Annotated in this window: 13 protein-coding genes and 2 tRNA genes; 6 read left to right on the plus strand and 9 right to left on the minus strand. The window is 62.0% G+C overall.

Translation table 11 applies throughout. The features are described 5' to 3' along the window. Positions 1 to 3: 3 nt before the first annotated feature. The 7 genes from LL253_RS11090 to LL253_RS11120 all read right to left on the minus strand — a co-directional run bounded on the left by LL253_RS11090 (position 4) and on the right by LL253_RS11120 (position 6,485). Positions 4 to 867, minus strand: a complete 864-nt coding sequence (locus LL253_RS11090) for a DUF58 domain-containing protein (RefSeq protein WP_228227178.1) — start codon at positions 865 to 867, stop codon at positions 4 to 6. Between the two features lie 35 nt (positions 868 to 902). After that, complete coding sequence (locus tag LL253_RS11095) at positions 903 to 1,892, minus strand: AAA family ATPase (RefSeq protein ID WP_228227179.1); 990 nt, start codon at positions 1,890 to 1,892, stop codon at positions 903 to 905. A 127-nt stretch (positions 1,893 to 2,019) separates the two neighbouring features. Further along, positions 2,020 to 2,718 carry a DUF4159 domain-containing protein gene (locus tag LL253_RS11100; protein WP_228222422.1) on the minus strand — a complete coding sequence of 233 codons (699 nt, stop codon included), beginning with the start codon at positions 2,716 to 2,718 and terminating at the stop codon, positions 2,020 to 2,022. A 16-nt stretch (positions 2,719 to 2,734) separates the two neighbouring features. Beyond that, a complete protein-coding gene (locus tag LL253_RS11105; protein ID WP_228227180.1) occupies positions 2,735 to 4,069 on the minus strand; it encodes a TldD/PmbA family protein in 1,335 nt (444 codons plus the stop codon). A gap of 21 nt (positions 4,070 to 4,090) precedes the next feature. After that, on the minus strand, positions 4,091 to 5,725 hold the full coding sequence (locus tag LL253_RS11110) for a TldD/PmbA family protein (RefSeq protein ID WP_037542257.1): 1,635 nt from the start codon (positions 5,723 to 5,725) through the stop codon (positions 4,091 to 4,093). Positions 5,726 to 6,002: 277 nt separating this feature from the next. Beyond that, positions 6,003 to 6,079: transfer RNA gene (locus LL253_RS11115), tRNA-Pro, on the minus strand. Between the two features lie 106 nt (positions 6,080 to 6,185). After that, entirely contained in the window at positions 6,186 to 6,485 is a 300-nt protein-coding gene (locus LL253_RS11120) for a JAB domain-containing protein (RefSeq protein ID WP_228227181.1), read from the minus strand. 161 nt (positions 6,486 to 6,646) lie between these two features. Between LL253_RS11120 and thyA the strand changes: the two genes are divergently transcribed. The 4 genes from thyA (at position 6,647) to LL253_RS11140 (ending at position 11,416) form a co-directional block, all read left to right on the plus strand. Beyond that, complete coding sequence (gene thyA, locus LL253_RS11125) at positions 6,647 to 7,594, plus strand: thymidylate synthase (RefSeq protein ID WP_228227182.1); 948 nt, start codon at positions 6,647 to 6,649, stop codon at positions 7,592 to 7,594. Between the two features lie 120 nt (positions 7,595 to 7,714). Further along, on the plus strand, positions 7,715 to 9,004 hold the full coding sequence (locus LL253_RS11130) for a 3-methyl-2-oxobutanoate dehydrogenase (2-methylpropanoyl-transferring) subunit alpha (RefSeq protein WP_228222571.1): 1,290 nt from the start codon (positions 7,715 to 7,717) through the stop codon (positions 9,002 to 9,004). Between the two features lie 125 nt (positions 9,005 to 9,129). Next, positions 9,130 to 10,134, plus strand: a complete 1,005-nt coding sequence (locus LL253_RS11135) for an alpha-ketoacid dehydrogenase subunit beta (RefSeq protein WP_228227185.1) — start codon at positions 9,130 to 9,132, stop codon at positions 10,132 to 10,134. A 4-nt stretch (positions 10,135 to 10,138) separates the two neighbouring features. Continuing rightward, positions 10,139 to 11,416: a dihydrolipoamide acetyltransferase family protein gene (locus LL253_RS11140; protein WP_228227183.1), complete on the plus strand. Its 1,278-nt coding sequence runs from the start codon at positions 10,139 to 10,141 to the stop codon at positions 11,414 to 11,416. 15 nt (positions 11,417 to 11,431) lie between these two features. On the opposite strand, the gene LL253_RS11145 is transcribed toward LL253_RS11140, so the two are convergent. Then, entirely contained in the window at positions 11,432 to 12,178 is a 747-nt protein-coding gene (locus LL253_RS11145; RefSeq protein ID WP_228227184.1) for a class I SAM-dependent methyltransferase, read from the minus strand. A 61-nt stretch (positions 12,179 to 12,239) separates the two neighbouring features. Beyond that, entirely contained in the window at positions 12,240 to 12,719 is a 480-nt protein-coding gene (locus LL253_RS11150; protein ID WP_407696094.1) for a hypothetical protein, read from the minus strand. A gap of 142 nt (positions 12,720 to 12,861) precedes the next feature. On the opposite strand from LL253_RS11150, the gene LL253_RS11155 reads away from it, so the two are divergent. Further along, on the plus strand, positions 12,862 to 14,031 hold the full coding sequence (locus LL253_RS11155; RefSeq protein WP_266100968.1) for an AI-2E family transporter: 1,170 nt from the start codon (positions 12,862 to 12,864) through the stop codon (positions 14,029 to 14,031). Positions 14,032 to 14,072: 41 nt separating this feature from the next. Next, a tRNA-Asp gene (locus LL253_RS11160) sits at positions 14,073 to 14,146 on the plus strand. Positions 14,147 to 14,148 lie beyond the last annotated feature (2 nt).

Below are 14,148 nucleotides of genomic sequence, written 5' to 3' on the forward strand. Positions count from 1 at the left end.
CGCTCAATCCGCCGTGCCAGGCGCCGCAAACAGGCGACGCAGGGACAGATCGACAGGCTCATCCAGCACATGCGCCACGTGGCGTATACCGGTGGCGTCCAGACTGGCGTGCAGCGCTTCCCGCGCAGCGCCAAAGCGGGCAAGGAACTCTGTGCGCAGCGCGGCACCGTCTGCGAGCAGTTCCTCGCCGGTCTCCGGGTCGCGGAATCGAAAGCCCCCCGTGAAGGGAAAGTCCCTTTCGGCGACCGTCAGCATCTCGATCACCAGCGTTTCGCGCCCTGCCGATGCCAGCTTCTCCACCAAGGCCACGGCTCCGTTGTCGAAACAGTCGCTAAGCATAATCACGAGATCATGCGTGCCGATCCTTTCCCACAGGGGGCCTAATTGATCGTTGGAAGCGAAGGTCCGGGCTGCGGCTATGTCCAGCAACTCCAGCATCATTCGGTCGCGCTGGCGTAATCCCGTCGCGGGAGGGACCAAGCGCAGTCCTGAATCACCCAGCGCGATGAGGCCGAACCGATCGCCCTGCTGCATCGCGAGTTCGCCGATGGCCGCAGCGATCGCCTTGGAGGCATCCAGGCGGCTGTAATCGGGTCGCGCGGCATCGCTCTGACCCATCGATGCGCTGGCGTCGATCAGGATCCAGATCGCGACCGGACTTTCGCGTTCCGCTTCGCGCACGAAGAATTTGTCGGAGCGAGCGTAGAGCTTCCAGTCGATCTGCCGCAATTCGTCTCCGGGTTCATAAGCGCGATATTGCGCGAATTCGAGGCCCGCGCCCCGGCTATGGCTTTGATGCAGGCCGATGCCGTGCGACCCCACGGCCCGACGCGTGACGAGGCGCAGGCCGCGAAGGCGGCTGCGCACGTCTGGGGGGAGGAAGTCGGCCATGGCTGCGCGGATCAGGCCAGAGGCACCGCACGAACGAGCGCGGCAACCACGTCGTCAGCGCTGCGTCCCTCTGCTTCCGCCGCGAAGGAGAGCAGAAGCCGATGCCGCATGACCGGCGCGGCGAGCGCGGCGATATCCTCGCGCGTAGCGGCGAGCCGCCCTTGCAGCAAAGCCCGCGCCTTGGCGCAGAGGATCAATGCCTGTCCGGCGCGCGGGCCCGCGCCCCATTTCACATATCTGCGAACCTCTTCCGGCGCGGTATCGGCGGGACGGCTGGCGCGAACGAGGCGGGTGACCCAAGCCAAAAGATCGTCGCTCAAATGGACATCGCGGACCAGCTTCTGAAGGGCGAGTACTTCCTCGCCCTGCATGACCGTCGGCACCATGCCGCCGCCTGCGCCGGTAGTCTGGGCAAGAATGGCGCGTTCTTCCTCCTCAGTCGGATAATTCACGCGGACATGGAGAAGAAAGCGGTCAAGCTGCGCTTCGGGGAGGGGGTAGGTGCCGGCTTGCTCAAGCGGATTCTGGGTCGCAAGCACAAAGAAAGGGCGGGGAAGCTGATGCGTGACGGCGGCATAGCTAACGGTCTTTTCCTGCATCGCCTCCAGCAACGCCGCCTGGGTTTTGGGCGGCGTGCGGTTGAGTTCGTCGGCGAGCAGCAAATTGGTGAAGATCGGCCCCTGCTGAAAACGAAAGCTGCGATGGCCGGTGCCATGATCCTCTTCCAGCAATTCGGTGCCAAGGATATCGCTTGGCATCAGGTCGGGCGTGAATTGAACCCGGCGGAAATCGAGTTTGAGCGCTTCGCCCAAGGATCGGACGAGAAGCGTCTTGCCCAGACCCGGCACGCCTTCGAGCAGGCAATGTCCGCCAGCCAGAAGACCGATCAGTAGTTGCTCTACGACATCGGCCTGTCCGACGATGGCCTGGCCAATGGCGGCGCGCAAGTCGGCCAGGCGCCCGAGGCGAGCCTGGATATCGGCTTCGGTAAGGTCGGTCATGATAGTGATGGCCCTTGTTTGACAGTGTCATCCCCGCGAAAGCAGGATTCCATCTCCGAAAGGTGCGGAAATGGAGAGCGCAGAAGGTAAGTACCCGCTTCCGCGGGAATGACGTGCGATTGGAAAGTCACACCGACAGCGCGTACATCACGATGTTGACGGCGAATTTCGTATTGTCCTCGGCCAGGAAGCGTTTGTTGCGCCAGTCATAGTCCCATTCGCAGCCATAATCCTTGTTGCTGTAAAGAACGCCCAAGCGGCCATTCACCTCTATGCCCTTGAGATACTCATGGACGAGGTCGTCGCCCCAGCCATTGAGTTCGAGCGCGGTATTGGGCGGGCCGTCGAATTTGAAGAAGCTGCGATAGATGCCGTGGCTGTCCGGCAGTTCGACAAGGGCCCTGGGGCCGAAAATCTTGGCCATCTGGGCTTCGAACGAGCGGGCGAACAGCCCGTCAATGTCGTGATTGCAATCGTCGACCATGACAAAGCCGCCGCTGCGCACATAGCGTTCGAAATTCCGTCGCTCTGCCGGCGAAAATTCCACCAGCTTGTGACCGGCCATGTAACAGAAGGGCGCGGTCAGCATCCTGGGATCAGACAGCGCGATCACATGCTCCTTGGGATCGACGCGCAGGGTGGTGTAGTCGATGAGCGAGGTGATGATGTTGGACGGCGCGCGCTGATCAACATCCCAGTCGCCCGAATCATAGCGGAGGCGGGTGAACCAGAAATCATAGCCACCCGTTGCCGCGGCCAGCGGCCTGGCCAGCATAGCGCTGGACAGGCCGCCCGCCATCAACCGGAGAAAGTCGGCGCGCGTCATCCTCCGGCCGACCCCCTTACACCGCGTCCGAAAGCGAGGTGAAGGTGAAGTCGCGTAGTTTCATCGGCGGAATAACCATGGTGGTATCCGATTCGTCGCTCTTCACCCTGACCGGTTTGCCGAATTCCTCGACATTGTTGAGCATGATCACCGGGCTTTCATTGAAGCGGAAATTTTTCACCGGATATTTGATCTGCCCATTTTCAATATAGAATGTGCCATCGCGGGTCAGGCCGGTGAGCAGAACGGTCTGCGGATCGACCATGCGGATATACCAGGTGCGCGATACCAGGATGCCGCGTTCGGTCGTGCGAATGAGGTCGGCGGTCGACTTTGTGCCGCCTTCCATGATGATGTTGCCGAACCCGGCCTGTTCGGGCCTACCCTGCTTTTGCGCCCAATAGCGGCTATAGTTCATGTTCATGAGCTTGCCGTTCTGGATGATGGGCATTTTTTTGCGCGGCAGGCCTTCGTCATCCCAGGGGTAGACTGCTGCGCCCGGATAGGCCGGATCGGTGAACATCGTCACCTGCGGGCCGTAGACCTGCTCGCCCAGTTTGTTGCCGCCGCCCTTTTTCGACAGGAAGCTGCGCCCTTCGTCCGCCGACCGCGCGTCGAAGAAATACATCATGAAGGCGACGAGGCCAGCCGCAGCCGCAGGCTCCAGGATGACGGTATATTTGCCCGGTTCCAGCGCCTGCGCACCGGCAGAGGCGCTGGCCTTGCGCATGGCGACGCGGATGTCCTCGCCCGCGTTGAACTGCGCGATGTCCTGGACATTATGGCCGACCCAGCCAGATCCGCGACCATCCGGCGTGCGCACCGTGCAAGTATAGTCGCTGCTGGTCGACGTCTGATAGCCGTAATTGCCCTTGCTGTTCATGAAGGCGACGAAGCCGGCCTGATCTTCCAGATAGCCCGCAGCCACCAGATTTTCCGCGCGGCACGGCCCGATCGAATCGCTGGCGACCTTTGCGCGATACGCCGGGTCGATGGCGGCGGTCGGCGCGCTGAAGGTGTTGGTCTTGAGATATGTCTGCTGCGGCACCGCGGGCATGAATTCAGGGTTTTCCGGCGCCAGTCGCGCCAGTTCCTCGGCACGGCGCACCACCCGCTGGAGCGAGGCGTCGTCAAACTGGTTGATCGTGGCGGTACCCACGCGCTTGCCGAACGCGACCTGCACCGCCAACTGGATATCATCGGTCACACCGGCGGTCGATACGTCGTTGCGGGCGAAGCGGACATTGCCGCGCGTCGCGCCATTTAATTGCGCGGTGCATTCGTCGGCCTGCGAAAAGCCGACAACCTTGGTCAGGATCGCCTTAGCCTGCGCTTCGGGAAAGATGCTCATCTGTTTATCTCCTAAAGCGTATCAGCCGAGCGAACGCGCGGTGTTGATGACGTTGATGCCATTGAAGCGCGCGGTCGAAGAGCCGTGCGATACGGCGGACACCTGCGCGGGCTGGCCCTTGCCATCGAAGAAGGAGCCGCCGAGGCGATAATCGCTGGCGTCACAGACGCCCGCGCAGGCGTTCCAGAATTCGGGCGTGCGAATCTGATAGGCGACATCCTCGATCTGCTGGCCGATCTTGCCATTCTTGATCTCGTAGAAGAGTTGGCCGCCGAACTGCGCATTATAACGCTGCTGGTCGATCGAGAAGCTGCCGTCGCCGATGATATAGACGCCGTCTTCGACGTCGGCGATCATGTCGGTAACGCTCATCTTCTGCTTGCCGGGTTCCAGGCTGACATTGGCCATGCGCTGGAACTGCACATTGGACCAGCTGTCGGCATAGCAACAGCCGTCCGATTCCGTCTTGCCTTCGATATGCGCCTGATCGCGGATCGCCTGATAGCCGACCAGCTTGCCGTCGCGGATCAGGTCCCACTTCTTGGTCTTCACGCCTTCATCATCATATGCGACGGCGCCAAGGCTGCCAGGCTGGGTCTTGTCGGCGACGATGTTCACCTTGTCGCTGCCATATTGGAAATGGCTTTGCATCTTGTCCATCGTGGCAAAGCTGGTGCCGGCATAATTGGCTTCATATCCCAGCACGCGATCGAGTTCGAGCGGATGGCCGACCGATTCATGGATGGTGAGCCAGGTGTGCGACGGGTCAAGCACCAGGTCATATTTGCCCGGCTTGACCGAAGGTGCGGCAATCTTCGCCTTGGCCTGCTTGGCCGCGGCGATCGCGTCTTCCTTCATGTCATAGGACTGGCCGTAGACGGTTACGCCGTTGGGCAGCACGGTCTTGCCCGATGCCGCGCCGTCCAGATATTCAAAGCCCAGGCCCATGGGGGCGGACAGGCCTTCACGTGTGCGGAATTTGCCGCTTGCCTGATCGACGGCGGTGACTTCCATCGGCGCCCAGATGCGGTGCACGTCCTGGTCGATATAGCTGCCATCGGTGCTGGCGAAATATTTCTGTTCGTTGACGAGGAACAGCGTGGAGCGAATGAAGCTGGCGCCTGCGTCGAGCGCGGCTGCATTGACGCCCATCAACAAATTGACCTTGTCCTTGATCGGCACGGTCATGCTGTTCTTGACGATCGGTGTGCGCCAGCTGACTTCGCCCACGCCTTTGACCGGCGCGAGTTGAACCGGCGCGCTTTGACCCGGCGCATTGGCCTTGGCGATGGCGACGGCTTCGCGCGCAGCCTTGGCGACGGCGTCAGCGGTCATGTCGTTGGTGGCGGCAAAGCCCCACGCGCCGTCAGCGATGACGCGGACGCCAACGCCGGTCGATTCGGTGTTGACGATGTTTTCGACATTGCGTTCGCGCGTGATGACGAATTGGCGGAGATAGCGGCCGATCCGCACGTCGGTATAAGTGGCGCCGGCGCTCTTGGCCGCATTCATCGCGGCGTCCGCCAATTGCTTCTTCACCGCAACGTCGATGGCGCTATCCAGCGCTTCTGCGGCGATCACTCGCCCGAAAGCAGCCGGCAGCATGAGGCCGCCCACGCCCATGGCCCCGAAGGCCAGAAAATCGCGTCTATGCAAGATGTGTCTCCCACCTGCCCATGCCCGCATGATGCGGGTCGGATTATGCCGAATATCTGGCCACTGGCCGTATTGGCTTGATAAGACGGCATCATTGCCGCCGGGACAGGCGGGGTCAAACATCTTTTACGATCGGACAACTTTGGTTCCGCCGCTTTCGACACATGTCATCTGTCGAAAACAGTTATACCGGATGAAGGCGCGCCCAACAGCGAATAGCGGGCACGGCAAGAAGCCGGTCCGCCGTGATTTCCGCGTCATTTGCCGAAAAGAAATGTGGTCGGGGAAAGAGGATTCGAACCTCCGGCCCCTGCCTCCCGAAGACAGTGCTCTACCAGGCTGAGCTATTCCCCGACCGATGCCGAAGCCGCTTTCGAAAGCGGCCCCGTAAGGCAGGAGTGCGCCTATAGAGACGGCTTTGCGGGCTGGCAAGCGGGCAGGCGCGCTTTTTTTATGCGTTTTAGAGGAGACCGGCGGCGCGAAAGCTGAACCACTGATCCCCGGCGGCGATAAGGTGATCCGCCACCCGCAGGTCAAGTGGTCCGACGCTGCGGATAATCGCGCGGGTCAGGGTGATGTCGTCAGGTCCTGGCGACGCGGCCTGATGCGGCGGGCGGCGCTGTATGAGGGCAATCCAGTGGTGGCCGTCGACTACCAGGTCGGGCAGGACCGCCGTCCAGTGATGGCGGACGGGCAGAATGCGCCGGGGGCGCCACCCATTATCCAGGATCGTCACGGCAAAAGCGCTGGGGCCAGACATGCCGCGACTGTGGGGTCGGCGGGAGGCGCATGGCCAGACCCAAGCCGATCCACTTCGGGAGTAACGCGCCCCAATAATATCCGTTTCGGACCCGGCATTGGCGGAGCGTCCCCGCTGATATAGAGCGAGCCCAACGAGACTCAATTTCACAGGATGTCGTTTTGACCGAGGCACATGGTGCGCCAGCGCCCCATTATGAGCAGCAATATCTCGACCTGATGCGGCATATCTGGTTGCATGGTAATGAGCGGATCGATCGGACTGGCGTTGGCACGCGATCGATATTGGGGGCGACGCTGCGCTTTTCGCTGGCAGGGGATGCAGTGCCGCTGCTGACTACCAAGCGGGTCTACTGGAAGGTGGCTGCGCGCGAGATGCTCTGGTTTCTGACCGGCGACACTAATATTCGCGAACTGGTGCGCCAAGGCGTGCATATCTGGACCGACTGGCCGCTCGACGCCTATCGCCGGGCGACTGGTGAGGCGATCGACCGCGACTCGTTCGAGGCGCGCATCATCGAGGATGCCGATTTTGCCCGGAGATGGGGCGATCTGGGGCCGGTTTATGGTGCGCAATGGGTGAATTGGCCGATCTATGAACCGGCAGGCGACGGGCTGTATCGCAAAGCCGAGATGGGACGAAACCAGATAGCGGAACTGGTCAATGCAATCCGCTCCACCCCCGGATCGCGCCGATTGCTGTTTACCGGCTGGAATGTCGCGGAGGTGCCGCAGATGGCGCTTCCCCCCTGTCATATGACCTATCAGTTCCAGGTCGCGGACGGAAAGCTCAATGGCCTGCTTTTTCAGCGTAGCTGCGACCTGGGACTTGGATTCGCCTTCAACATTTTCGGGCTGACGATGATCACTCGGATGCTGGCGCAGCAGTGCGATCTGGAGCCGGGTGAAGTCATTTGGCAGGGCGGGGACGTGCATCTCTATCTCAACCACGCACCGCTGGTGGAGGAGCAGTTATCGCGTATTCCGCAAGGCGCGCCGACATTACGGATCAATCGGCAGCCTTCATCCATTTTCGATTACAGGATCGAAGATTTCGAGGTGCTGGATTACAGCCCGCAAGCCCATATCGCTGCGCCGGTCGCCGTGTGAAAACCGACATCGACAGCGACAGGTAAAGAGTAATTTGGGTCAGCAAGGCTTGCCTTCCGGTGCATTGAAATATAATATCCGCCTAAAGCAATATTATTGCAATGCACGATAGGAGCCAGGATGAGCGATCCCATTGGATCAGTGGAAGGACAGGCCGGGCGCAACCTGCCTCCATTAAAGTTGCACGTTCCCGAGCCGCCGGCGCGGCCAGGTGAGGCGGCGGACTTCACCCATTTCGACATCCCTGCCGCTGGCGCGCAGCCGCGACCCGATGAGGCGGCTCAGCCGGCAGACATGCGCGATATGGCCTATGGGCTGGTTCGTGTGCTGGATGACGATGGACAGGCCGTCGGCCCCTGGGACCCGCGCCTGCCCGCCGAAACATTGCTCAAGATGCTGCGCTATATGGCGTTGACCCGCGCATTTGACGCCCGGATGTTTCGCGCCCAGCGGCAAGGCAAGACCAGTTTTTACATGAAGTCGACGGGCGAGGAAGCGGTGTCGATCGGCGCAGCGATGGCATTGTCGCGCGACGACATGTGCTTCCCCAGCTATCGTCAGCAAGGTATCCTGATTGCACGCGACTGGTCCCTCGTCGACATGATGAACCAGATTTATTCCAATAAGGGCGACCGGATGAAGGGCCGCCAGTTGCCCATCATGTATTCCGCGCGCGAGGCGGGATTCTTCTCGATCTCCGGCAATTTGACGACTCAATATCCCCAGGCCGTCGGCTGGGCGATGGCGAGCGCTGCGAAGGGGGATACGCGGATCGCGGCGACCTGGTGCGGCGAGGGATCGACGGCCGAGGGCGATTTCCATTCGGCCTGCACCTTCGCCAGCGTCTATCGCGCGCCCGTCATCATGAATGTTGTGAATAATCAGTGGGCTATCAGCAGCTTTTCAGGATTTGCCGGAGCGGAGGCGACGACCTTCGCCGCGCGCGCCGTGGGCTATGGCATTGCGGGGCTTCGCGTCGACGGCAATGACGTACTGGCCGTCTATGCCGCAACGCGCTGGGCGGCCGATCGCGCGCGCGCCAATGCCGGCCCGACCCTGATCGAACATTTTACCTATCGCGTCGAGGGCCACAGCACGTCGGATGACCCCAGTGCCTACCGCTCGGCCGAGGAAAGCAGCCAATGGCCGCTTGGCGATCCGGTTGCGCGGCTGAAGCAGCACTGCATTGCGCTCGGTATCTGGGACGAAGACCGCCATGCCGCGATGGACAAAGAACTGGCCGAACATGTCCGCGACGCTGCGCGCGAGGCGGAGAAGAACGGCATATTGGGCCATGGCTTGCACCATCCTATGGAGAGCATGTTCGAGGATGTGTTCGAAAAGATGCCCTGGCATCTGGAGGAACAGAAGCAGCAGATGCTCGACGAATGGAAGGCGGCCGGCCTGTGAGCAAAGCGAACGAAACTGACGCTGTGAGCAAAGCGAACGAAACTGACGCTGTGAGCAAAGCGAACGAAGCCGGTGTTGTGAGTGAGGTCATGGCACAGGGCGAGGCGCGGTCTGACGCGCAGCAGATGAACATGATCCAGGCGATCAACAGCGCGCTGGACGTGATGATGGACCGGGACCCGGACGTCGTCGTCATGGGTGAGGATGTCGGCTATTTCGGTGGCGTGTTCCGCGCCACGGCGGGGCTTCAGCAAAAATATGGCAAGAACCGGGTGTTCGACACACCTATCACTGAATGCGGGATTATCGGCGTTGCGGTGGGGATGGGGGCCTATGGATTGCGCCCGGTGCCGGAAATCCAGTTCGCCGACTATATCTATCCCGCGCTCGACCAGCTGGTGAGCGAGGCAGCGAGGCTGCGCTACCGTTCGGCAGGCGAATTCATATCGCCCATGACGGTGCGATCGCCCTTTGGCGGCGGCATCTTTGGTGGCCAGACGCACAGCCAGTCGCCCGAGGGTATCTTCACGCATGTATCGGGCGTCAAGACGGTGATCCCGTCCACGCCCTATGACGCCAAGGGACTTCTGATCGCGGCGATCGAGGATAATGATCCAACGATCTTCTTCGAGCCCAAGCGCATCTATAATGGCCCGTTCGATGGCCATTATGACACGCCGGCGAAAAGCTGGGCCGGGCACGCCGAGGCGCAAGTGCCACAGGGCTATTATCGCATCCCGCTGGGCAAGGCGCGCACAGCGCGGGCGGGCGAGGCGCTGACGATCCTATGCTATGGCACGATGGTTCATGTGGTCGAAAACACCGTGGCGGCGATGGGCATCGACGCTGAGATTATCGACCTGCGCACGCTCGTCCCGCTCGACATCGAAGCGATCGAGGCATCGGTGCGCAAGACGGGCCGTTGCCTGATCGTCCATGAAGCGACGCGCACCAGCGGGTTCGGGGCGGAACTGCTCGCCCAGGTGCAGGAACGCTGCTTTTACCATCTCGAAGCGCCGATCGAGCGCGTTACCGGTTTTGACACGCCCTATCCGCACAGTCTGGAATGGGCCTATTTCCCCGGACCCGTGCGCATTCGCGAGGCCATCACCAAGATCATGAAGGATTGAGCGCATGGCTCTCTTTACATTCAAGCTGCCGGATATCGGCGAAGGCATTTCCGAGGCCGAGATCGTCGGCTGGCACGTCAAGGTGGGCGATCGGGTCGAGGAGGATCAGCCGATCGCCGACATGATGACCGACAAGGCGACGGTCGAAATGGAAAGCCCGGTTGCGGGCACAGTCGTGCGACTGGCCGGCGAGCCGGGCGATCAGGTGCCGATCGGGTCGATGCTTGTCGAAATCGAGGTAGAGGGCGAAGTCGCTGCTGCGCCGCCGCCGAGCGAAGAGACGATCGAAGCGGAAACGCCGGGCGAAGCCATGGTGGAGGAGGCCGCTGCGCCATCAGCGCCGCCCACGCCGACCCCTGAATCCGACGCTGCGCCGACGTCTGCGCCCGCGCAACAGCCAGTCGCGGCCGCTGTAAAGGACCAGCCGATTCTCGCTTCGCCCGCGGTCCGAGCCAGGGCGAAGGAGTTGGGTATCGACTTGGGCCAAGTGAAGCCCAGCGGTGATCATATCCGCCATGCCGACCTGGACGCCTATTTGCTCTATGGGGCGGGGCAGGGTTACGCGCCCGCCGGACGGTCGGCACGGCGTGCGGACGAAGAGGTCAAGGTGATCGGCATGCGCCGCCGGATCGCGGAGAATATGGCCGCGTCAAAGCGTCACATTCCGCATTTCACCTATGTCGAGGAAATCGACGTGACTGCATTGGAGGAGTTGCGCGAACAGCTTAACGCTGGTCGCGGCGAACGGCCGAAATTGACGATGCTGCCGTTGCTGATCGTTGCGATCTGCAAGGCGATCCCGGATTTCCCGATGCTCAATGCCCGCTATGACGATGAGGCAGGCGTGGTGACGCGCCATGGGTCGGTGCATCTGGGCATGGCGACGCAAACCGATGCCGGACTGATGGTGCCGGTGATCCGCGACGCGCAGGATCGCAACGTCTGGCAACTGGCGTCCGAAATCCGCCGGCTGGCAGAGGCGGCGCGCAGCGGCAAGGCCAAGTCTGAAGAACTGAGTGGATCGACGCTGACGCTGACGTCGCTCGGGCCGCTCGGCGGCGTGGCGACTACGCCGGTCATCAACCGGCCCGAAGTCGCGATCATCGGGCCCAATCGCATAGTTGAACGCCCGGTGTTCCGGGGCAAGGAGGTCGTCGCGGCAAAGCTGATGAATCTGTCAATCAGCTGCGACCATCGCGTGGTCGATGGCTGGGACGCGGCGAGCTTCGTGCAGGCGGTGCGCAAATTGCTTGAAGCGCCGGCGTTCCTGTTCGTCGATTGATCAACGGGAGGGCGTTTATTTGGTCATCACGACGACCGCGCCCTCTCGCACGTCCGGTTTGAAGATCATGCGGGCGGCACGGGCGAGCATCTTCCAGCGGCGCTTGCTGAACCATCGGCCCGAATAGTCGCGCGGCTGGTAGAAGGTGCTGTAGAGGAGGGACGGCATCGGCAGGACGCGAAAGCCTGTGAAGCCTGCATCCCGGCCACGCGCCATGATGAGATGGGGTGGCATGTCGCGTTCGTTGACGCCGAACCGCGCCATCGCCGCAATCGATTCCGCCGACTGGCTGTGGCCTTCGCCGGGTTCGTGGGTGATGAGAATGCCGCCCGGCTTCAGCGCGCGCCAGGCCGCATGGATGGCGAGCGCCTCATCCTCCGCATGATGCAGCGAGTCGAAAAAAATCGCCGCGTCATATTGCGCGCCCAACTCCATGTGCTCGAAATCCCCACACAGGAAGTCCGTGCGCGATCCGACATCGTTGATCCGCGCATTGTCTCGCGCCACGGCGATCATGTCGGGAGCGATGTCCTGCCCTGTCACTTGATAGCCCAAGCGCGCGTAGAAGATGCTGGTCCAGCCGCCCCCGCAGCCCAGATCCAGGATACGGGCGGGAGGCGGTGGCAAAAGGCGCATGATGAAGCCGATGGCGGCCAGATGAATGCCGCACTCCGGATCGGAAAAAGGCTTGTTGAGCGAATGGTTGACGCCCTGGGCGCCTAGATTGGCGAGGTAGGCGCGCTCGGCGTCTTTGGGCATCATGGGGTCTCCGGTCGGCGCATCGCCCTAGGATAGCTGGCGATCGGCCTCAAGCCCCGGCGTGTTATCGCAGGGTGAGCCGATAACTGAGCCGGCCGGTTTGGCCGGGTGCCGCCTGCGCCAGTGGCCAGCGTATATGCGTGACATCGGCCGGGACGGCGCGGCGCACGCCGCCCAGAGGGGTTGGCAACCACAAGTCTTCAAGCCGTCCCCAATGCGCACCGCCATCGACCGAAATCTGCATCACCGGATCATCGAGGTCGGGTTCCGATCCATTCGGGACGGGGCGCGTGATGGCAACGTTGCGCAGCGGCGCTGGTCCGTCATTGCGCCAGTCGAGAATGACGATCAACTGGTCTCCGCGCATCGGCCTGTCGGCAGTGGCGATTATGCGGCGTGGGTGGCCATTGATGTCCGTGGCAACCCGCTCGACGAAGGTTTGGCTTGTCAGCCGCAGGGGCGGTTGCGCCGAAGCGGGAATCGCGAAGCCGGCCACGCCGGGGATCACCATGGGGATGATAAGCCGCAACGATATGATGTTCATGCCCCGCCCCCCATTGCCGGCACCATCCAAGATAGCGTGCAGATGCAAAAAATTGGTTAAGTGACTGTTTTCCTTTCGCGCGCTCTTGGCTTTGCAAATTGACGCGGGGGAGCGGGCAGCGCACATCCATTGTGTGGACGGCATGAAAGAATCGAGCGTGACGGCGGCGGAACAACAGGAAATCAACCGGCGGCGCGATCGATTGCTGGCTTCGATCGCGCTGTCGACAGGGCTGGGCTTGATTCTGGCGCTGCCTTTCGCGTTACGCGCGGGGGCGGAATTTTTCCTGCCGCTGACGGCCGCCCTGGTCATAGCCATCGCCTTGGTGCCATTGCTGGAATGGATGGAGCGGCGCGGCCTGCCATCGGGCGTAGCGGCATTGCTGTCGGTGATCGGCTTTCTGCTGGTGGCCAATACCGCGCTGGTTCTGATCGTCGTGCCCGCCACGGATTGGTTCAGCGCGCTGCCGCAGCGCCTGCCGCAGATCCAGGCGAATTTGGCGCCGGTGATCGACCTTTATTCCAATCTCCAGCGCTTCGTCGATGAAACCCTCCAGATGCTGGCGACAGGCCCGGTCGCAGCGGCGCAGACGGCGGTTGTGGACGCGCCGCGATCACTGTTGCAATTTGCCGCGACGTCAGCGCCAGCGGCGATCATTCAGATGGTCTTCGCCTTGCTGATCATCTATTTTTTCCTGGCTGGGTGGACCCGGCTGCGGCGGCGGACGATCAACAGCCGGGGCAGCTTCGACGGGGCAATGGCGGTGGCCCGCGTGATCCAGAACGTGGTCGATGCGACATCGGCCTATGTCATCACGATCGCCACCATCAATCTGTGCCTGGGCCTGGCGGTCGCGGTGGCGCTGTGGCTCATCGGCATGCCTTCGCCGCTGATGTGGGGTGGGATCATCGCCCTGTTGAACTTCGTACCCTATTTCGGGCCGATGCTCGCGGCCGCGCTGCTGGCGCTGGGCGGATTGATGGTGTTCGACGATGTGTGGTTCGCGCTGCTTCCGGCAGCGCTGCAGATCGCGTTTCACCTGGTCGAGGCCAATGTCGTCACGCCGATGCTGCTCGGGCGGCGATTGACCATGAACCCCTTGCTGATCCTGGTGTCGCTTACTTTTTGGGGATGGGTATGGGGAACGCCCGGCGCGTTGCTGGGGGTGCCATTGCTGATTATCTTGCAAACCGTCGTGGCGGCCGCCGGAACGCCCGATATCGCCGGTTTCCTGTTCGAGCAGGGGACGCTGACGGTGCCGCGCATGAAAGAAAATGCGGATAAAGAGGAAACAGATGTTACGGACGGTTGACAGTATCTTCTGTCCCGCATAGACGGCCGCCCACACCGAACGCGGGTGTAGCTCAGTTGGTTAGAGCGCCGGCCTGTCACGCCGGAGGTCGCGGGTTCGAGCCCCGTCACTCGCGCC

Source organism: Sphingobium soli (assembly GCF_020782245.1).
GTDB classification, from domain to species: Bacteria; Pseudomonadota; Alphaproteobacteria; order Sphingomonadales; family Sphingomonadaceae; genus Sphingobium; species Sphingobium soli.

Excerpts from the sequence above, each read along its gene's own strand:
- LL253_RS11140 (WP_228227183.1), top strand. The coding sequence starts at position 10,139 with ATGGCTCTCTTTACATTCAAGCTGCCGGATATCGGCGAAGGCATTTCC.
- LL253_RS11145 (WP_228227184.1), bottom strand. The coding sequence starts at position 12,178 with ATGATGCCCAAAGACGCCGAGCGCGCCTACCTCGCCAATCTAGGCGCC.
- LL253_RS11130 (WP_228222571.1), top strand. The coding sequence starts at position 7,715 with ATGAGCGATCCCATTGGATCAGTGGAAGGACAGGCCGGGCGCAACCTG.
- LL253_RS11100 (WP_228222422.1), bottom strand. The coding sequence starts at position 2,718 with ATGACGCGCGCCGACTTTCTCCGGTTGATGGCGGGCGGCCTGTCCAGC.
- LL253_RS11155 (WP_266100968.1), top strand. The coding sequence starts at position 12,862 with ATGAAAGAATCGAGCGTGACGGCGGCGGAACAACAGGAAATCAACCGG.
- LL253_RS11095 (WP_228227179.1), bottom strand. The coding sequence starts at position 1,892 with ATGACCGACCTTACCGAAGCCGATATCCAGGCTCGCCTCGGGCGCCTG.
- LL253_RS11150 (WP_407696094.1), bottom strand. The coding sequence starts at position 12,719 with ATGAACATCATATCGTTGCGGCTTATCATCCCCATGGTGATCCCCGGC.
- LL253_RS11135 (WP_228227185.1), top strand. The coding sequence starts at position 9,130 with ATGAACATGATCCAGGCGATCAACAGCGCGCTGGACGTGATGATGGAC.
- LL253_RS11120 (WP_228227181.1), bottom strand. The coding sequence starts at position 6,485 with ATGTCTGGCCCCAGCGCTTTTGCCGTGACGATCCTGGATAATGGGTGG.
- LL253_RS11105 (WP_228227180.1), bottom strand. The coding sequence starts at position 4,069 with ATGAGCATCTTTCCCGAAGCGCAGGCTAAGGCGATCCTGACCAAGGTT.